Annotated in this window: 13 protein-coding genes; 11 read left to right on the top strand and 2 right to left on the bottom strand. The window is 64.3% G+C overall.

Annotation, left to right across the window (positions count from 1 at the left end):
* Window positions 1–297 precede the first annotated feature (297 nt).
* The 11 genes from HCO70_RS10315 to HCO70_RS10265 all read left to right on the top strand — a co-directional run bounded on the left by HCO70_RS10315 (window position 298) and on the right by HCO70_RS10265 (window position 16,715).
* Window positions 298–1,458: an aromatic ring-hydroxylating dioxygenase subunit alpha gene (locus HCO70_RS10315; RefSeq protein WP_172295570.1), complete on the top strand. Its 1,161-nt coding sequence runs from the start codon at window positions 298–300 to the stop codon at window positions 1,456–1,458.
* Window positions 1,458–1,709, top strand: a complete 252-nt coding sequence (locus tag HCO70_RS10310) for a hypothetical protein (protein WP_371742180.1) — start codon at window positions 1,458–1,460, stop codon at window positions 1,707–1,709. The genes HCO70_RS10315 and HCO70_RS10310 overlap by 1 nt, the downstream gene beginning before the upstream one ends.
* Before the next feature lie 136 nt (window positions 1,710–1,845).
* On the top strand, window positions 1,846–2,613 hold the full coding sequence (locus HCO70_RS10305; RefSeq protein ID WP_172295568.1) for an SDR family NAD(P)-dependent oxidoreductase: 768 nt from the start codon (window positions 1,846–1,848) through the stop codon (window positions 2,611–2,613).
* A 56-nt stretch (window positions 2,614–2,669) separates the two neighbouring features.
* Window positions 2,670–4,109, top strand: coding sequence for a xylulokinase (xylB, locus tag HCO70_RS10300; RefSeq protein ID WP_172295566.1), 1,440 nt, complete (start codon window positions 2,670–2,672; stop codon window positions 4,107–4,109).
* Complete coding sequence (xylA, locus tag HCO70_RS10295) at window positions 4,106–5,410, top strand: xylose isomerase (protein WP_172295564.1); 1,305 nt, start codon at window positions 4,106–4,108, stop codon at window positions 5,408–5,410. Before xylB ends, xylA begins: the two co-directional genes overlap by 4 nt.
* 225 nt (window positions 5,411–5,635) lie before the next feature.
* Window positions 5,636–8,011, top strand: coding sequence for a glycogen/starch/alpha-glucan phosphorylase (locus HCO70_RS10290; protein ID WP_172295562.1), 2,376 nt, complete (start codon window positions 5,636–5,638; stop codon window positions 8,009–8,011).
* 20 nt (window positions 8,012–8,031) lie between these two features.
* Window positions 8,032–10,221, top strand: a complete 2,190-nt coding sequence (glgB, locus tag HCO70_RS10285; RefSeq protein ID WP_172295560.1) for a 1,4-alpha-glucan branching protein GlgB — start codon at window positions 8,032–8,034, stop codon at window positions 10,219–10,221.
* A 24-nt stretch (window positions 10,222–10,245) separates the two neighbouring features.
* The gene (gene glgC, locus HCO70_RS10280) at window positions 10,246–11,514 is read left to right on the top strand and encodes a glucose-1-phosphate adenylyltransferase (RefSeq protein ID WP_172295558.1); all 1,269 of its coding nucleotides are present in this window, start codon (window positions 10,246–10,248) and stop codon (window positions 11,512–11,514) included.
* 4 nt (window positions 11,515–11,518) lie between these two features.
* Entirely contained in the window at window positions 11,519–12,952 is a 1,434-nt protein-coding gene (gene glgA, locus HCO70_RS10275) for a glycogen synthase GlgA (RefSeq protein ID WP_172295556.1), read from the top strand.
* Window positions 12,949–15,087, top strand: a complete 2,139-nt coding sequence (gene glgX / locus HCO70_RS10270) for a glycogen debranching protein GlgX (RefSeq protein ID WP_172295554.1) — start codon at window positions 12,949–12,951, stop codon at window positions 15,085–15,087. The genes glgA and glgX overlap by 4 nt, the downstream gene beginning before the upstream one ends.
* Window positions 15,084–16,715: an alpha-D-glucose phosphate-specific phosphoglucomutase gene (locus HCO70_RS10265; protein WP_172295552.1), complete on the top strand. Its 1,632-nt coding sequence runs from the start codon at window positions 15,084–15,086 to the stop codon at window positions 16,713–16,715. The genes glgX and HCO70_RS10265 overlap by 4 nt, the downstream gene beginning before the upstream one ends.
* 90 nt (window positions 16,716–16,805) lie before the next feature.
* Here the strand turns inward: HCO70_RS10265 and xth are convergent, their stop codons facing one another.
* Window positions 16,806–17,585: an exodeoxyribonuclease III gene (gene xth / locus HCO70_RS10260; protein ID WP_172295550.1), complete on the bottom strand. Its 780-nt coding sequence runs from the start codon at window positions 17,583–17,585 to the stop codon at window positions 16,806–16,808.
* Window positions 17,586–17,637: 52 nt separating this feature from the next.
* Entirely contained in the window at window positions 17,638–18,819 is a 1,182-nt protein-coding gene (locus HCO70_RS10255) for an NAD(P)/FAD-dependent oxidoreductase (protein ID WP_172295548.1), read from the bottom strand.
* Window positions 18,820–18,924 lie beyond the last annotated feature (105 nt).

Here is an 18,924-nt window from a genome sequence, read left to right as displayed (position 1 = left end):
GGTAGAAAATGTGAATTAAATTCAACGCGTTAACGAAAATTTAAGGTTTCCGGCGCGGAGTTGCGTGTCTTATGGGTTGCCGGCGGTTTCACGAAACCTGCAACCGCACCCGCTCGAATGGTGGAAAAATGATGCTGTGCGCATCCGACCTTCCAACCCATTAATAAATATTAACAAAATCATAACCGCCAATCAACGTGTCGGGAACGGTCCGGCCGGTGTCGCCGATGGTGCGGACGGGCGGGCGTAGCTGTGCTTGGATCTGCGTCAAATCTATTTGCAGTTTGTTGGAATGCCATGGCCGACACAGCCTCGCTCAACCATGTCCTCGGGCCGATCGACAGCGCCAGGGGCCTGCCGAACGAGCATTACGTTTGTGAACAGACCTTCAAGGAGGAGGCAGCGGCGCTCCTGTTCTCCACCTGGGCGGCGCTGGCCTTTGCGAAGGACTTGCTCCCCGGCGAAGCGATGCCGCTGGATTTTGCGGGGCAGCCGCTGGTCGCGGTACGCACGCGCGAGGGCGCGCTAAAGGTGTTCCAGAACGTCTGCCGGCACCGGGGTATGATCCTTGTTGAGGAAAAGAAGATGGTCGGCGGCGTGCTGCGCTGTCCGTATCACTCGTGGTGCTACGCGCTGACCGGCGAGTTGGTCGCCACACCGCATGTCGGCGGGCCCGGCTACAACGCCCATGACGCGATCCGACGGCCGGAGCTGGGGCTGGTCGAGGTGCGGTCGCGTGTCTGGCATGACGTGATCTTCGTGAATGTCGAAGGCCAGGCGCCGGATTTCGAGGTGCATGCCGCGGATGCCATCGCACGCTGGCAGGAATTCGAGCCGCACCCGTTCCTCGCCGGCGCCGACAGTTCATTTGCCTTCGATGTTGCCTGCAACTGGAAGCTTGCGGTCGAGAATTACTGCGAAAGCTACCATTTGCCCTGGGTGCATCCCGGCCTGAACAGCTATTCGCGGCTGGAGGATCACTATCACATCGAAGCGCCGGGGTGTTTTTCCGGCCAGGGAACGCGGGTTTATCGCCCGATGATCAGCGAGGACGGCCGACGGTTCCCGGATTTCTCCGGCCTGTCGGCGCAATGGGACCAGGGCGCGGAATACATCGCGCTCTACCCGAACCTGCTGCTGGGTGTGCATCGCGACCATGCCTTCGCGATCATCCTGGAGCCGCGCGGACCGGCGCGCACCATCGAGCATGTGGCGCTGTATTACACCAGCCAGGACGCGGCAGAAGGGGGCGACTGGCAGGAGATGCGGGCGCGCAATACCGAGATGTGGCATGCCGTGTTCGAAGAGGACCTGTTCGTCGTCGAGGGCATGCAGAAGGGCCGTCATGCCAGCGGTTTTGACGGCGGACGGTTCAGCCCGGCGATGGATGGGCCGACCCATTGCTTCCACCAATGGGTTGCCGGCCGGATGCTGCGCCCGGCGCTGGCGGCGGAGTAGTGCTGCAGAGCGTAAAACCGGATCCTGCGCTGGAAGACCGCATACTTGCAGCCCATGCGGCGAATGACTTGCGGGCGCTGGTGGACTGTTACGAACGGGCCGCCGGTGGGCTGGAAGCTAGCGGAAAGTCGGACGAATCCTGCTTTTTCCTGACCCATGCCTATGTTTTTGCGCTCGACGCCGGCGATCCACGCGCTGCCGAATTGCGGGCGCGGCTGGTGGCTCAGGGGCGTGAAACGCCGGACCCGTAAATCCCGAAACCGGCGCGGCCCGAAACTGCGTAAAACTGGTAGCGGACAGACCGCTCGCCTGTGCGACCGCAAAACCGCTTGAGGCGGCGGCAGGGCGGCGCTAGCACGGGAGCGACCGAGAACGGGAGGCAGAGGGATGCAGATTTCGGACAAGACGTCGGCGGTGGTGACCGGCGGCGCGTCGGGCCTTGGCGCCGCGACAGCAGAGGCACTGGCAAAGGCCGGCGCGCATGTGACCATCTTCGACATGAACGAAGAAGCGGGCCCGGCAAAGGCCAGGGAGCTTGGCGGCACGTTCTGCAAGGTCGATGTTTCAGATCCCGACAGCGTCGCGGCCGGCATAGCCGAGGTCGCGGCCGCGGGACGCGGGCTTCATGTGCTGGTCAACTGCGCTGGTATCGGGCCGGCGGCCAAGACGGTGTCGCGCGGCGCTGCGCATGATCCGGGCCTGTTCAGCAAGACCATCAGCGTCAACCTGATCGGCAGTTTCAACTGCGCCAGCCAGGGCGCGCTGCTGATGTCCCAGAACGAGCCGGTGACCGACGACGGCGAGCGCGGCGTGATCATTTCTACCGCGTCAGTCGCGGCCTATGACGGCCAGATCGGGCAGGTGGCCTATTCCGCGTCAAAGGGCGGTATCGTGGGCATGACCCTGCCAATGGCGCGGGACCTCTCGCAGCATGGCATCCGGGTCATGACGATTGCGCCGGGCATCTTCCTGACGCCATTGCTGGCCGGTCTGTCGGAGGATGTTCAGGAGTCTCTGGGCAAGCAGGTTCCCTTTCCGTCACGGTTGGGTGATGTTTCCGAATACGCCAGGCTGGCGGTGCATATCGTGGAGAACGGGATGCTGAACGGCGAGGTGATCCGCATCGACGGCGCGATCCGGATGGCGCCGCGCTAGGTGCAAAAGACCGCAAAAGCTGCGTGAAATTGCGGCGCAAAAGGGAGGTGGCGCCAATGTTCATCGGTCTCGATCTCGGCACGTCCGGGCTGAAAGGCGTGCTGATCGGCGAGGATCAGTCCATCGTCGCCGAGGCGACGCTGCCGCTGACCGTGCAGCGGCCTTATGACGGCTGGACGGAACAGGTTCCCGAAAGCTGGATCGGCGCGGCAGAGGCCGTGTTCGACGGGCTGGCGGCAGAACATTCGCTGAGCGAAGTGGCCGGGATCGGCCTGTCCGGGCAGATGCACGGTGCCACGCTGCTGGACGCAAGCGACCAGGTTTTGCGCCCTTGTATCCTGTGGAACGACACCCGCAGCCATGTCGAAGCGGCGGAAATGGATGCGGAGCCGATCTGGCGCGAGGTGACGGGCAACATCGTCTTCCCCGGCTTTACCGCGCCGAAACTCGAATGGGTGCGGCGGCACGAGCCAGAGATGTTCGGGCAGGTCGCCAAGGTCTTGCTGCCGAAGGATTACCTGCGGCTTTGGCTGACCGGCGACCATGTCGGCGAGATGTCGGACGCGGCGGGGACATCATGGCTCGACACCGGCGCACGCGACTGGTCGGACGAATTGCTGGAACGCTCGCAGCTTGGTCGCGATCACATGCCGCGGCTGATTGAGGGTTCCGAGGTGTCCGGCAACCTGCGTGGTGAACTCGCCCGGCGCTGGGGCATGGGCGAGGATGTCGTGGTCGCCGGCGGGGGCGGCGACAATGCCGCCTCGGCGATAGGCGTGGGCGTGGTGCATGCGGGGCAGGCGTTTGTCTCGCTGGGTACCTCTGGCGTGCTTTTTGCCGCTAATGACGGCTACCGGCCCGATCCGGAAACCGCGGTTCACACGTTTTGTCACGCGCTGCCGAGCACATGGCACCAGATGGGCGTGATCCTCGCGGCGACGGACGCGCTGAACTGGTTCGCGAAACTGGTGGGCGAGGACGCGGCGGCGCTGACTGAAAATCTGGGTGACCTTCGCGCGCCGGGCAAGACCCTGTTCCTGCCCTATCTCGGCGGCGAACGCACGCCGCTGAATGATGCGGCGGTCCGCGGTGCCTTCATCGGGCTGGAACATGCAACCGACCGCGCCGCGGCGACACGTGCGGTGCTGGAGGGCGTGACTTTCGCGATCCGTGACTGTCGCGACGCGCTCGCCGCGACCGGGACAGCGATCGAGAGCCTGCTGGCGGTAGGCGGCGGCTCGCGCTCCGAATACTGGCTGCAGGCGGTGGCGACGGCGCTCGGCACGCCGGTGGATCTACCGGTCGCAGGCGACTACGGCGGGGCATTCGGCGCGGCGCGGCTGGCGATGATGGCGGCGACCGGCGGCGGTGCGGAACTCGCGCCGGCACCGAAGATCGCGCGGCGGGTCGACCCCGATCCGCGCCTGATGGAAGCATTCGACGCGGCGCACCAGCGGTATCGCGCGGCGCAAACCAGCATCAGGGGACTGACATGACCGACTTCTTCAAGGGCATCCCGCAGATCAAGTACGAAGGCACGCAGAGCGACAACGAATTCGCCTTCCGCCACTACAACCCGGACGAGATGGTCATGGGCAAGCGGATGGAGGATGTGCTGCGGTTCGCGGTCGCGTACTGGCATTCCTTTGCCTGGGAGGGTAGCGATCCCTTTGGCGGGCGGACATTCGACCGGCCGTGGTTCGGCGGCGACATGGATCATGCGAAGTTGAAGGCGGACGTGGCCTTCGAGATGTTCGCGATCCTCGGCCAGCCCTATTTCTGCTTTCACGATCTGGACATGCGGCCGGAAGGGGCGAGTTTTGCCGAGAGCGTGCGGAATCTTGAGGAGATCGTCGATTACTTCGCCGGCAAGATGGAGGCGACGGGGACGAAGCTTCTGTGGGGTACCGCCAACCTGTTTACGCATCGGCGGTTCATGTCGGGGGCGGCGACCAATCCGGACCCAGATGTCTTCGCCTATGCGGGGGCGACGCTGAAATCCTGTATCGATGCCACGAAGAAGCTGGGTGGCGAGAACTATGTGATGTGGGGCGGGCGTGAGGGGTATGAGACCCTGCTGAATACCGACCTCGGCAAGGAGGCCGACCAGTTCGCGGCGATGCTGGGGATGGTGATCGACTACAAGCACAAGATCGGGTTCGAGGGGACGCTGCTGATCGAGCCGAAGCCGCAGGAGCCGACGAAGCATCAGTACGACTACGATGTGGCGACGGTTTATGGGTTCCTGAAGCGGTACGGGTTCGAGAACGAGGTGAAGGTCAATATCGAGCAGGGGCATGCGATCCTTGCGGGGCATTCCTTCGAGCATGAGCTGGCGCTGGCGGCGTCGCTGGGGATCCTGGGGTCGATCGACATGAACCGGAACGACTATCAGTCGGGGTGGGATACGGACCAGTTCCCGAACAATGTGCCGGAGATGACGCTGGCTTTCTATGAGATCCTTAAGGCGGGCGGGTTCACGACCGGGGGGACCAACTTCGATGCGAAGCTGAGGCGGCAGTCGCTGGATCCGGAGGATCTGATCCTGGCCCATGTGGGGGCGATGGATACCTGTGCAAGGGGCGTGAAGGCGGCGGCGGCGCTGCTGGAGGACGGGTCGCTGGAGAAGGCCAGGGCCGAGCGGTATGCGGGCTGGGAGGGCGAGACCCAGCAGGGCTGGCTGAAGGGCGAGGGGTCGCTGGAGGACCTCGATGCCTATATTCGCGGCGGTGTGGAACCGGAGCCGCGGTCGGGCCGGCAGGAGCGGCTGGAGAACCTCGTCAATCGCTTCGTCTGAGAGCGTCCCCATGGGGACGGGGGGTCAACCCCTTGATTTCAGGCGTGTTAGCGCTAACCTACACCTGAGGACATGGCTGGAGAGTCGGCCGATGAGCCGCCGTGCGGGCAGGTATGTCTGCATCACAGGCGGCGTGCCGGACGGGCGGATTCTCATGCGGTCTTTTCATCTGCCGCATCTCTTGCGCAATCTGGCGTGGGGAGGCCCTTGGAGCGAGGATTCGTCATGGCCCTGGATGGCGTCACGCCGCAGGAATTGCGTGAAGCGGTGCTCTGGCACCTCACCTACACGATCGGAAAGGACCCGGATCATTCCAGCCTTTACGACTGGCGCGTCGCGATGTGCTTTGCCCTGCGCGACAAGATCGTCGAACCGTGGTTCGCCTCTACCGCCAAGACCTACGATACCGGCGCCAAGCGGGTTTATTACCTGTCGCTGGAGTTCCTGATCGGGCGCCTGCTGGAAGACGCGGCGATCAACCTCGGTCTGCGCGAGACGGCGGACAAGGCACTGGAAGGCATCGGCCCCGATTTCGGCGCGCTTGTCGAGGACGAACCGGAAGCGGCGCTGGGCAATGGCGGCCTCGGGCGTCTCGCGGCCTGCTTCATGGATTCGCTGGCCACACTGGGCGTCCCGTCGCATGGCTATGGTATCCGCTACGAACTCGGCCTGTTCCGCCAGCGTTTCGAGAGCGGCCAGCAGGTGGAAACGCCCGAGGACTGGCTGAACCAGCAGCACCCATGGGAGTTTGAACGTCCGGAGGTGGCGTACGAAATCGGCTTCAAGGGCGAGGTCAACGGCGACCACTGGGAGCCGGGAGAATCCGTTCTCGCCACCGCCTATGACATGGCCATCGTCGGCTGGCAGGGCAAATGGGCCAACACGCTGCGTCTGTGGTCGGCGCGCCCCACCGAACTTTTCGATCTCAAGCGGTTCAATTCCGGTGACTTTACTGCCGCCGCCGAGCCTGAGGCGCTGGCGCGGACGATTTCGCGCGTGCTGTATCCCGACGACACGACCTATGCCGGCAAGGAACTGCGGCTGAAGCAGGAATACTTCATGACCTCGGCGGCGCTGCAGGACATCCTGCGCCGTTTCCTGTCGACCCAGGTCGATCCGCGCGACCTGCCGAAATACGTGGCGATCCAGCTGAATGACACCCACCCGGCCATCGCCGGGCCGGAACTGGTGCGCCTGCTGATGGTGCGGGGTGTGGATTTCGAGACATCGGCCAGCATCGCAGAGCGGGTCCTGAACTACACCAACCACACGCTGATGCCCGAAGCTCTGGAACGCTGGTCCACCTGGCTGATGGGCAACGTGCTGCCGCAGCACATGACACTGATCGAGCGGCTGGACGAGCGCCACAAGAAGGCATTCCCGAACCGGCCCAAAAGCGTGAGCATGATCCAGAACAACGAAGTCCAGATGGGTACGCTGGCCTTTATCATGGCGAACCGGGTCAACGGCGTCTCGGCGCTGCACACGGAACTGGTGAAGGAAACCGTCTTTGCCGACCTGCACCAGCTGCATCCCGAGAAGATCGTGAACGAGACCAACGGTATCACCCCGCGCCGCTGGCTGAAGCTTGCGAACCCGCGCCTGTCGCGGCTGATCACCGACACCATCGGCGAGGGGTGGGAAGCCGATCTGGACCGTCTGCAGGACCTGGAGCCGCATATCGACGATAACGGCTTCACCGAAGCCTTCGGCGCGGCAAAGCGTGCCAACAAGGTGGATCTGTCGAACTGGATCATGGAAGCGACCGGGGTAGAGACCGATCCCGACGCGATCTTCGATATCCAGATCAAGCGGATCCACGAGTACAAGCGCCAGCTTCTGAACGTGCTGGAGACCGTCGCGCTGTGGCACCGTATCCGCGAGAACCCGGACGGCGACTGGGTGCCGCGGGTGAAGATCTTCGGCGGCAAGTCGGCGCCCGGATACATGGTCGCCAAGGAGATCGTGCATTTCATCAACGACGTGGCGCGCGTGATCAATGCCGACCGCTCGATCAAGGGGCTGCTCAAGGTCGTCTATCCGGCGAATTACAACGTCTCGATGGCACAGCGGCTGATCCCGGCGGCAGACCTTTCGGAACAGATCTCGACCGCGGGCAAGGAAGCCTCCGGCACCGGCAACATGAAATTCGCGCTGAACGGCGCGCTGACCATCGGAACACTGGATGGCGCCAACGTGGAAATCCGCGACCTGGTGGGGGCGGAGAACTTCTTTCTCTTCGGGATGACCGCCGAAGAGGTCGTCGCCCGCCGCCGTATCCCCGACCATGCGAAGCTGGCCATCGAGGCGAGCGAGAACCTTCCCGATGTGCTGCAGATGATAGCCGAAGCCCGGTTTTGCCCGGACGATCCTTCGCGCTATCTTGGCATCGTGGACCGGTGCTGGCACCACGACTACTTCCTCGTGGCCTCGGACTTCGACGCCTACTGGGCGAAGCAGCGAGAGGTCGACAAGGCGTGGCATGACCGCACCGCCTGGATGCGGATGGCGGCGCGCAATACCGCGCGGGTCGGTTTCTTTTCGTCCGATCGGACGATCCGGGGTTACATGAAGGATATCTGGGACGTCACACCGGCATAGAGAACCGGGAGAGGAGTGACATGGCAGAGGAAGACAGCACGGCGCTGATCGACCCGGGCGATGCCCGCGCCATCGTCGAGGGCCGGCATGAAAATCCTTTCGGCGTGCTCGGCGTTCAGAGCGTGGGCGGAATGCCGGTGTTGAGGGTCTACATGCCCGGCGCCGCCCGTGTCTCGGCGATCCGCCCGGATGGAACCGAGACGGAGCTGGCGCCGCGCGGCGACGGGCTGTTCCTGGCGCGTTACGGCGGTGGCAACGGTTACCGGCTGCGCTGCGCCAATGCCGATGCCGAATGGGAGATCGAGGACCCGTACAGGTTCGGCCCGGTCCTGGGGGAGATCGACGAGTACCTGCTGGGCGAGGGTACGCATAAGCGGATCTGGCACGCGCTGGGCGCGCACGTGATGACCCATGAGGGCGTCGACGGCGTGCATTTCGCCGTCTGGGCGCCGAACGCGCAGCGCGTCTCTGTCGTTGGCGGCTTCAATTTCTGGGATGCGCGGCGGCATCCGATGCGGCGGCGCGGGGCGACCGGCGTCTGGGAGATATTCCTGCCCGGCGTGGTCGAAGGCGCCGCCTACAAGTACGATATCCTTGGCCCCGACGGGCGGCCTGTGCCGCTGAAGGCGGATCCGGTTGGCTTTGGGTCAGAACATCCGCCGGCCAATGCGTCGGTCGTGCGGCGTCTCGACCGGCTGAACTGGACCGACGACGACTGGATGGCGGGGCGCAAGGCGCGGCAGGATATCGACGCGCCGATCTCGGTCTACGAGGTGCATCTGCCGAGCTGGCGGCGGGCCGAGGGCGGGCGTCCGCTGAGCTATCTGGAGTTGGCGGAGGAACTGGTCGGCTATGCTGAATGGATGGGGTTCACGCATCTGGAATTCCTGCCGGTGTCCGAACATCCGTTCGACGGGTCGTGGGGGTATCAGCCCATCGGGCTTTACGCGCCGACGATCCGGCACGGCACGCCCGACGAGTTCCGCGCGCTGGTCGATGCGGCGCACCGGCGGGGGATGGGGATCATCCTCGACTGGGTGCCGGGGCATTTCCCGACCGACAAGCACGGGCTTGGGCGGTTCGACGGCACTGCGCTTTACGAGCATTCCGACCCCAAGGAGGGCTTCCACCAGGACTGGAACACGCTGATCTACAATTATGGACGGCGCGAGGTGGCGAATTACCTGATCTCCAATGCGCTGTACTGGCTGGAGGAATACCATGTCGACGGGCTGCGGGTGGATGCCGTGGCCTCGATGCTCTACCGCGACTATTCGCGGAAGGAGGGGGAGTGGATCCCCAACGTCCACGGCGGGCGCGAGAACCTTGAGGCCATCGCGCTGTTACGCAACATGAATACAACGAGCTATGGCGAGGTGCCGGGGATCGTGACCGTGGCCGAGGAATCGACGGCGTTCGACGGGGTGTCGCGGCCGGTAGACAAGGGCGGGCTCGGGTTCGGGTTCAAGTGGAACATGGGCTGGATGAACGACACGCTGGAATACATGTCGAAGGCGCCCATCTACCGGCAGCACCATCATCACCAGATGACGTTCGGGCTGCATTATGCCTTTACCGAGAACTTCATCCTGCCGATCAGCCATGACGAGGTGGTGCACGGCAAGGGCAGCATGATCGGCAAGATGCCGGGGAGCGACTGGGAGAAGTTCGCGAACCTGCGGGCCTATTACGGGTTCATGTGGACGCATCCGGGCAAGAAGCTGCTGTTCATGGGCTGCGAGTTCGCGCAGTGGCGGGAGTGGAACCACGACGGGGCGCTGGACTGGCACCTGACGGATGACGGCGGCGCGCATCGCGGTGTGCAGATGCTGGTGCGGGACCTGAACCACCTGCTGCGCGAGACGCCGGCGCTTTACGTCAACGACACGCGGCCCGAGGGGTTCGAGTGGATCGACGGCGGCGACGCGCAGCATTCGGTCTTCGCCTATGCCCGGACGGGGCGCGAGGGCGACAAGGCGGCGGTGGTCGTACTGAACATGACACCGGTCGAGCGGACGGGGTTCCGCATCGGTTTCCCGGCATCCGGCCACTGGGACGAGGCGCTGAACACCGATTCCGCAGCCTACGGAGGCGGCAACAGCGGCAATTTCGGCGGCATCGAGACCGAAGCGGTCCCGTGGCACGGGCAGGCGCAATCCGCAATGCTGACCCTGCCGCCGCTATCGGCAATCATATTCCTGCAAGGCTAGATCACAGGGAGAGGGAGAGAGATCATGCCCACGTCGCAAACGAGGCTTGCAAACCGAGCGATGGCCTTCGTGCTCGCAGGGGGGCGCGGGTCTCGGCTCAAGGAACTGACGGACAGGCGGGCGAAACCCGCAGTCTATTTCGGCGGCAAGGTGCGGATCATCGATTTCGCGCTGTCCAATGCGCTGAACTCCGGCATCCGCAAGATGGCCATAGCCACCCAGTACAAGGCGCATTCGTTGATCCGGCACTGTCAGCGCGGCTGGAACTTCTTCCGCGCCGAGCGGAACGAATACCTGGATATCCTGCCTGCCTCGCAGCGGGTGGACGAATCCATGTGGTACCTGGGGACGGCCGATGCGGTGCGGCAGAACATCGACATCGTGGACAGCTATGACGTCGACTACATCATCGTTCTGGCCGGCGACCACATCTACAAGATGGACTACGAGAAGATGATCGCGCAGCACGCCGAAAGCGGCGCGGACGTGACCATCGGCTGCCTGACCGTCCCTCGCATGGAAGCGACAGCCTTCGGCGTGATGCATGTGGACAAGGACATGCGCATCACCGATTTCCTTGAAAAACCCAAGGACCCGCCTGCGATCCCAGGCGATCCGGAACATGCGCTGGCCTCGATGGGGATTTACGTCTTCGACTGGAAATTCCTGCGCGAATTGCTACTCGAGGATGCGGCGAACAAGAGCTCCAGCCACGATTTCGGCCACGACCTGATCCCGCATATCGTCAAGAACGGCAAGGCGATGGCGCACCGCTTTGCCGACAGCTGCGTGATGAGCGGGCTGGAAAAGGAGCCCTACTGGCGCGACGTCGGCACCATCGACGCGTTCCACGAGGCCAACATCGACCTGACGGATTTCATCCCCGAACTGGACATGTACGATCAGTCCTGGCCGATCTGGACTTATTCCGAGCTGGCCCCGCCCGCCAAGTTCATCCACGACGAGGAAGAGCGCCGGGGCAGTGCCGTGTCGTCGCTGGTGTCGGGGGGCTGCATCGTTTCGGGGTCCGAGATCCGCAATTCACTGCTGTTTACCGGCGTCCATGCGCACAGCTATTCCTCGATGTTCGAGGTTGTGGCGCTGCCCTACGTCGATATCGGCGAGAAGGCCGATCTTAAGAAATGCGTGATAGATCGTGGCGTGCAGATCCCCGAGGGGCTGGTCGTCGGCGAGGATCCTGAAGAGGATGCAAAATGGTTTCGCCGGACCGATGCCGGTACCGTCCTGATCACGCAGGACATGATCGACGCCCGGGCAGCGAAACTGGGGTAGACAGATGCGGCGCGTTCTTTCCGTAGCTTCCGAGTGCGTGCCGCTGCTGAAGACCGGCGGACTTGCGGATGTCGTGGGCGCGCTGCCCAAGGCGCTGAAGGAGCACGGCTGGGGCATGCGGGTTCTGTTGCCCGCCTATCCCGGTCTGATTCAGAAGCTGACGAAGCCCGTCGTCGTGTGGAAGGATGCCGACCTTTTCGGTGGCAAGGCGCAGATCCTGAGCGGTCAGGTCGAGGGGCTCGACATGCTGCTTCTCGATGCGCCGCACCTCTATGACAGGGCAGGCGGGCCGTATTCCGGGCCGGGCGGCGACTATCCCGACAATCCCGAACGTTTCGCCGCGCTCAGCTGGGCCGCAAAGGAGATTGCGGCCGAGGGACTCAGCGACGGCTGGCGCCCCGAGATCGTTCATTGTCACGACTGGCAGGCCGGGTTCGCCCCGGCCTTTATGCGTTACGCCGGCATCGAAGACGTCAAATCCATCGTCACGGTTCACAACATAGCCTTCCAGGGCAATGCGCCCGTCGACCGGTTGCAGGCGCTGAAACTGCCGCCCTCCGGTTTCACCTCGGACGAGCTGGAATACTGGGGCAACCTGTCCAGCCTGAAGGCCGGGCTGGTGATGGCCGACGCGATCACAACCGTCAGCCCGACCTACGCCAACGAACTGATGCGGGGCGAGTACGGGCTTGGGCTGGAAGGGGTGATCCAGAAGCGCGCGAACGACCTTCATGGCATCCTGAATGGCGTTGATACGGAGATCTGGTCGCCGGAGACGGACCCGCATATCGAGAATTTCAGCGCCAAGGCGCTTGCCGACAAGGCGAAGAACCGCGCCGCGCTGATCAAGGAATTCAAACTTGGTCCGGTGCCCGGCCCGCTGGCGGTCGTCATCAGCCGCCTGACCACGCAGAAGGGGCTGGACCTGATCCCCTCGCTTCTGACCGAGTTCACGTGGCGCGGCGGCGGGCTGATCGTGCTGGGTTCCGGCGATCCGCAGATCGAGATGGCGCTGCTGCACGAGGCGGATCTGAACCCGACGCGGATCGGCATGCGCATCGGCTATGACGATCCGCTGTCGCACCGGCTGTTCGCGGGCGGCGACGCGGTGCTGGTGCCGTCGCGGTTCGAGCCCTGCGGCCTGACCCAGATGTACGGGCTGCGCTATGGCACGATCCCGGTGGTGGCCGCCACCGGCGGGCTGAACGACACGGTGATCGACGCCAATCCCGCCGCCGTTGCGGCGGGCGTGGCGACCGGCGTGGTGTTTCATCCGACAGACGGATTGGCCTTTGCGCAGGGGCTGCGCCGGCTGATAACGCTTTATGAAGACAAGAAGGCCTGGCGGCAGCTGCAACGCAACGGAATGAAAGCAGAGCTTGACTGGGGGCGCTCTTCGGCGGCTTATGCCGATCTATACGAGAGCCTTGCGCCATGAACGTAATGAAAGAACGCCTGCCCGCAAAACTGGCCGGGCATTCCCTGTCGGCAGGCCGGCCTGACCCGTTGGGGGCGACCTTTGACGGGGAAGGGGTGAATTTCGCCGTCTTCTCTGCCAATGCCGAACTGGTCGAGCTTTGCCTGTTCTCCGACGACGGGTCGGCCGAACTGGCGCGTATTCCCCTGAGCGAGCGGGACGGCGATGTCTGGCACGTGCATGTCTCGGGGCTTGGACCCGGCACCCGCTATGGGTTTCGCGTTGATGGCCCGTACCGCCCGGAGGAAGGGCACCGGTTCAATCCCAACAAGCTGTTGCTCGATCCCTATGCCAAGAAGATCGCGGGCCAGCTGACATGGAACGACGCGCTTTACGGCTACGACATGAATGCGCCGAAGCGCGATCTGAGCTTCGATCCGCGCGATTCCGCGCCTTTCGTGCCGAAATCCGTGGTGGCCGATCCGAGCTTCAACTGGGGTGACGACAAGCCGCCGCGCATCCGCCGGTCTGAAACGCTGGTCTACGAGGCGCATGTGAAGGGCCTGACCCAGGCCCATCCCGACATCGACCCCTCCATCGCCGGGACCTACCGCGCCGTGGCCAGCGAGCCGATGCTGGATCACCTGGTGAAGCTGGGCGTCACCTCGGTCGAACTGCTGCCGGTGCACTATTTCCTCGACGACCGCTTCCTTGTGCAGAAGGGGCTGCGGAATTTCTGGGGCTACCAGTCGCTCGGGTTCTTCGCGCCGACGCCGCGCTATTCCGCGCAGGGCGATCTGTGGGAGTTCCAGGCGATGGTGCGGCGGCTGCACGCCGCGGGGATCGAGGTGATTCTCGATGTCGTCTACAACCACAGCGCCGAGGCGAACGAGCTGGGGCCGACGCTGGCCTTTCGCGGGCTCGACAATGCCAGCTACTACCGGCTGACCGGCGGCGGGCGGTATTACGTCAACGACACCGGAACCGGCAACACGCTGAACATCGCGCATCCGGCGATGCTGCGGCTGGTGATGGATTCGCTGCGCTACTGGGTCGAGGTGATGCATGTCGACGGCTTCCGCTTCGACCTGGCCGCGACGCTGGGGCGGGAGGCGGACGGGTTCGACCCGAATGGCGGGTTCCTCGATGCGATCCGGCAGGATCCGGTGCTGGCCAAGGTCAAGCTGATCGCGGAGCCGTGGGATATCGGGCCGGGCGGCTATCAGCTGGGCGCCTTCCCGCATCCGTTCCTCGAATGGAACGACAAGTTCCGTGACGGGGTGCGGCGGTTCTGGCGCGGCGACGATCTGATGACGGCGGATCTTGCCAGCCGCGTCACCGGCTCGGCGCAGCAGTTCGACCACTCCGGCCGCGCCGCCACATCCTCGGTGAACTTCGTCACCGCCCATGACGGTTTCACGCTGGAGGACCTCGTCAGCTACACGTTCAAGCGGAACCTTGCCAATGGCGAGGGCGACCGCGACGGCAAGGACGAGAACTTCTCGGACAACCTCGGCTTCGAGGGGCCGACCAAGAATTACACGATCCGCAAGGCCCGCGACCTGCGCAAACGGAACCTGCTGGCGACGATGTTCCTGTCGCAGGGAACGCCGATGCTGCTGGCCGGAGACGAGCTTGGGAACTCGCAGGGCGGCAACAACAACGCCTATGCGCAGGACAACGCGACGGGGTGGATCGACTGGGTGAACACCAACCCGGATCTTACGGATTTCGTGGCGAAATTATCCGCTCTTCGGCGGGAGCACTCGGTGCTGCGGCAGCGCCTTTTCCTGCATTCCCGCCCGCGGGAACGCGACGGCGTGGCGGATCTGTTCTGGCACCGGCCCGACGGCGAGGTGCCCAGCAAGGAGGACTGGCAGGATCCGGACTGGAAGACGCTTTGCGTCGAGCTTCGCACCTCCTACGGAACCCCCGAATACGCCGCCTCGGACGACGTGATTTTTGCGGTGTTCAATGCCGGGGACGAAACCGAGGTGACGCTGCCATCCTGCCCGCAGGGGTTGATCTGGGAAGTGATTCTCGACACCACTCTGCCCGAAGCCGGGCCGCATAACCCGCTGGGCGGCAAGCTGATTGCGCCGGCGCAATCGGTCTTGGCGCTGCAGCGCGTGCCGATGAAAGAGGATGTTGAATGAGTATTGCCACGGTCAAGACCGAGCCGATCCACGGGCAGAAACCGGGTACCTCCGGCCTGCGCAAGAAAACCCAGGTCTTCATGCAGCGGCACTACCTGGAGAATTTCGTTCAGGCAATTTTTGACGCGATCGGCGGGGCTGCCGGCAAGACCTTCGTCGTCGGCGGGGACGGGCGCTATTTCAACGACCGTGCCGTGCAGGTAATCCTGCGGATGGCGGCCGCGAACGGCGCCACCAAGGCAATCGTCGGGCAGGGTGGAATCCTGTCAACTCCGGCTGCCAGCCATCTGATCCGGCTGAACAAAACCGATGGCGGCATCATCCTGTCGGCCAGCCATAATCCCGGCGGGCCGGATGAGGATTTCGGCATCAAGTTCAACATGTCCAATGGCGGACCGGCCCCGGAATCGGTGACCGCCAGGATGCTCGAAGCCGCAAATTCCATGTCCGAATACCGGATCCACGAAGGTCACGACATCGACCTGTCGGCGCTGGGCACGCACATGGTCGGGGACATGTCGGTCGAGGTGATCGATCCGGTCGCCGACTATGCCGACCTGATGGAAACGCTGTTCGATTTCGACGCGATCCGTGCGGCCATCGCCGGTGGCATCCGCATCCGCTTTGACGCTATGTGCGCCGTGACCGGCCCCTACGCGGTGGAAATCCTCGAAAACCGCCTTGGCGCGCCGCGTGGCACGGTGGTGAACCGCCAGCCGCTGCCCGATTTCGGCGGCCTTCACCCCGATCCGAACCCGGTCTGGGCCAAGCTGCTGATGGACGAGATGTTCGGTGCCGACGCCCCGGATTTCGGCGCCGCCAGCGACGGCGACGGCGACCGCAACATGATCGTGGGGCCGAATACCTATGTCTCGCCCTCGGATTCGCTGGCCGTGATCGCCGCCAACGCGCATCTCGCCAAGGGCTATGCCGACGGGCTGAAGGGCGTCGCGCGGTCGATGCCCACCTCCGGCGCGGTAGATCTTGTGGCCAGGGCCAAGGGCCTCGACTGTTTCGAGACGCCGACAGGCTGGAAATTCTTCGGCAACCTGATGGATGCGGGGCGCGTCTCGCTCTGCGGCGAGGAAAGCTTTGGAACAGGTTCCGACCATGTCCGCGAGAAGGACGGCCTCTGGGCGGTGCTGATGTGGCTGAACATCCTGGCGAAACGCGAGGAAGGCGTGGCCGATATCATGGCCGCGCATTTCAGGGAATACGGCCGCAATTACTATTCCCGGCACGATTTCGAGGGCCTCGATACCGCAAAGGCAGAGGCGCTGCTGAGCGACCTGAAGGGGCGGATGGGCGACATGCCCGGGCTTGAAATCGACGGGATGACAATCGCTTCCGCGGATATCTTCAAGTATGAAGATCCGGTTGACGGCTCCGTGTCCGACAACCAGGGCTACCGCATCGTTTTCGGGGATGGCTCCCGCATCGTGATGCGCCTGTCAGGCACCGGGACCACCGGAGCCACGCTGCGAGTCTATCTGGAACGCTACGTGCCGGGCCCTGACGGCCTGAACGAAGACCCGCAGGTGGCGCTTGCCCCGATCATCAGCGCGGCGCGCGACCTGTCCGGCATGGCGGCGCATATCGGCCGCACCGAGCCCGACGTCATTACCTGATCCGTATCTTCTTCTGGTCGAAAATATCCCGGGGAGCGCGAGGGGCAGAGCCCCTCGCACCGGTCGGATCGCCGAAGGCGATCCGAAACCTCAGGCGTCCAGGGTGATCCAGACCGGCACGTGATCCGACGGCTTGTCGCGGCCGCGGATTTCCTTGTCGATCCCGCAATCGGTCATCAGGTCGGCCGCCTGCGGCGTCAGCAGCAGGTGGTCGATGCGGATGCCGTTGTTCCGCTGCCAGGCGCCGGCCTGGTAATCCCAGAAGGAATAATGCCCGGGGGCGGAGGTTCGGGCGCGGAACGCCTCGGTGAAGCCGAGGTTCACGATCCGCCGGAACGCGGCGCGGGTCTCGGGCAGGAAAAGCGCGTCCTCGACCCAGGATTCGGGTTTCGCCGCATCCTCTGCCTGCGGAATAACGTTGTAATCGCCTGCCATCAGCGCCGGTTCTTCCTGCTCCAGCAGGGCCTTGGCGCGGGTTCTTAATCTTTCCATCCAGGCAAGCTTGTAGTCGTATTTCGGCCCCGGCACCGGGTTGCCGTTGGGCAGGTAGAGCCCGCAGACGCGGACCGCGCGCTTGCCGACGACGGTGGCCTCGATCCACCGGGCATGATCGTCCTCGTCATCGCCGGGCAGCCCGCGCACCACGTCCTCCAGCGGGAATTTCGACAGGATAGCGACCCCGTTGAAGCTATTCTGTCCGTGGGTTTCGACGTTGTAGCCCTTGTCCTCGAACATCTCGCGCGGGAACGCCTCGTCGACCGACTTGATCTCCTGCAGGAGCGCCACGTCGGGCTGCGCCTCGTCCAGCCAGTCGGACAGCGCCTTGATGCGGGCCTTGATGCCGTTGATGTTGAAGGTGGCGATTTTCATGTCGGCGCTCCGGCTGTTCCGGTTTCAGGTTGACCACATGGTGCCGGGCTTGTCACGCGCGGGCGGCGATGGCGGTGCCTGCGGCCCAGCCCGAGGACCAGGCCCATTGGAAGTTGTAGCCGCCGAGCCAGCCGGTGACGTCGACCGCCTCGCCGATGTAATACAGGCCGGGAACGAGGGTAGACTGCATCGTGCGGCTGTCCAGCGCGTCGGTGGCGACGCCGCCCAGCGTGACCTCGGCGGTGCGGTAGCCTTCGGAGCCGGCGGGATTGAGGGTCCAGCTGGTCAGGGCGTTGGCGATCTCTTCGAGTCGCGTGTCGGGAGTGTTGGCGAGTTGTCCGTGGAGGCCGTGGAGGTCCGCCCAGGCTGCCGCGAACCGCGACGGCAGCAGGTCCGCGAGCGCCGTTCCGATGGCGCGGCGGCCGTTTTCGGTGCGGGCGGTTTTCAGGGCGTCGAGGGCGTCTGTTTCGGGCAGGAGGTTGATCGAGATGGTTTCGGTTTCGCGCCAGTAGCTGGAGATCTGCAGGATCGCCGGACCGGAGAGGCCGCGATGGGTGAAGAGCAGCGCCTCGTCGAAGCTAACGCCGTTGCAGGTGACGCGGACAGGCAGGGAGACGCCGGCAAGCGGTTTGGTCAGCGACAGGATGTCGGGGCCGAAGGTGAGGGGCACGAGGGCGGGGCGGGTTTCGGTGACGCGGTGACCGAACTGGTCGGCGATGCGGTAGGCGAGGCCGGAGGCTCCCATCTTTGGGATCGACTTGCCGCCGGTCGCGATGACGAGGTTGGAGCAGGTGAGTTTCGGGTCGCGGGCGACGCTGAGGGTGAAGCCGTCGTGGCCGTGGGAGATCTCGGTGACTTCTGCCTGCAGGCGCAGGTCGGCGCCCGCCCGGTTCAGTTCGGCCAGCAGCATCGCGATGATGTCTTTCGCGGAGGTGTCGCAAAAGAGCTGGCCGAGCGTCTTTTCATGCCAGGGGATGCCGTGGCGGTTCACGAGGTCGATGAAATCCCACTGGGTGTAGCGGGCGAGGGCGGATTTGGCGAAATGCGGGTTTTCGGAGAGGAAGTTTTCGGGGCCGGCGTAGAGGTTGGTGAAATTGCAGCGGCCGCCGCCGGAGATACGGATCTTTTCCCCCGGGGCTTTGGCGTGGTCGAGGACCAGCGTGCCGGGGCCGGCATGGGCGGCGGCCATGAGGCCCGCGGCGCCAGCGCCGAGGATGATCGTTTCGTGGTACATGGGGGCGGTTTGGCCTGTTGCGGGGCGTGCCGCAAGTGGGGGTGTGGGTGGCGTGCACCGGGTGCAAACCGCTTTCGCGTTATGCTGCGGTGCGGTTAACTGTCG

It is taken from the genome of Pseudoruegeria sp. HB172150 (genome assembly GCF_013184805.1).
Taxonomy (GTDB): Bacteria; Pseudomonadota; Alphaproteobacteria; order Rhodobacterales; family Rhodobacteraceae; genus Psychromarinibacter.
Note: the sequence above shows the minus strand (reverse complement) of the source record. Positions and strands in the feature narration are given on the sequence as shown.

What these genes read in the sequence shown, in the direction of transcription:
- HCO70_RS10315 (WP_172295570.1), top strand. Translation starts at nt 298, where the DNA reads ATGGCCGACACAGCCTCGCTCAACCATGTCCTCGGGCCGATCGACAGC.
- HCO70_RS10305 (WP_172295568.1), top strand. Translation starts at nt 1,846, where the DNA reads ATGCAGATTTCGGACAAGACGTCGGCGGTGGTGACCGGCGGCGCGTCG.
- xylB (WP_172295566.1), top strand. Translation starts at nt 2,670, where the DNA reads ATGTTCATCGGTCTCGATCTCGGCACGTCCGGGCTGAAAGGCGTGCTG.
- xylA (WP_172295564.1), top strand. Translation starts at nt 4,106, where the DNA reads ATGACCGACTTCTTCAAGGGCATCCCGCAGATCAAGTACGAAGGCACG.
- HCO70_RS10290 (WP_172295562.1), top strand. Translation starts at nt 5,636, where the DNA reads ATGGCCCTGGATGGCGTCACGCCGCAGGAATTGCGTGAAGCGGTGCTC.
- glgB (WP_172295560.1), top strand. Translation starts at nt 8,032, where the DNA reads ATGGCAGAGGAAGACAGCACGGCGCTGATCGACCCGGGCGATGCCCGC.
- glgC (WP_172295558.1), top strand. Translation starts at nt 10,246, where the DNA reads ATGCCCACGTCGCAAACGAGGCTTGCAAACCGAGCGATGGCCTTCGTG.
- glgA (WP_172295556.1), top strand. Translation starts at nt 11,519, where the DNA reads ATGCGGCGCGTTCTTTCCGTAGCTTCCGAGTGCGTGCCGCTGCTGAAG.
- glgX (WP_172295554.1), top strand. Translation starts at nt 12,949, where the DNA reads ATGAACGTAATGAAAGAACGCCTGCCCGCAAAACTGGCCGGGCATTCC.
- HCO70_RS10265 (WP_172295552.1), top strand. Translation starts at nt 15,084, where the DNA reads ATGAGTATTGCCACGGTCAAGACCGAGCCGATCCACGGGCAGAAACCG.
- xth (WP_172295550.1), bottom strand. Translation starts at nt 17,585, where the DNA reads ATGAAAATCGCCACCTTCAACATCAACGGCATCAAGGCCCGCATCAAG.
- HCO70_RS10255 (WP_172295548.1), bottom strand. Translation starts at nt 18,819, where the DNA reads ATGTACCACGAAACGATCATCCTCGGCGCTGGCGCCGCGGGCCTCATG.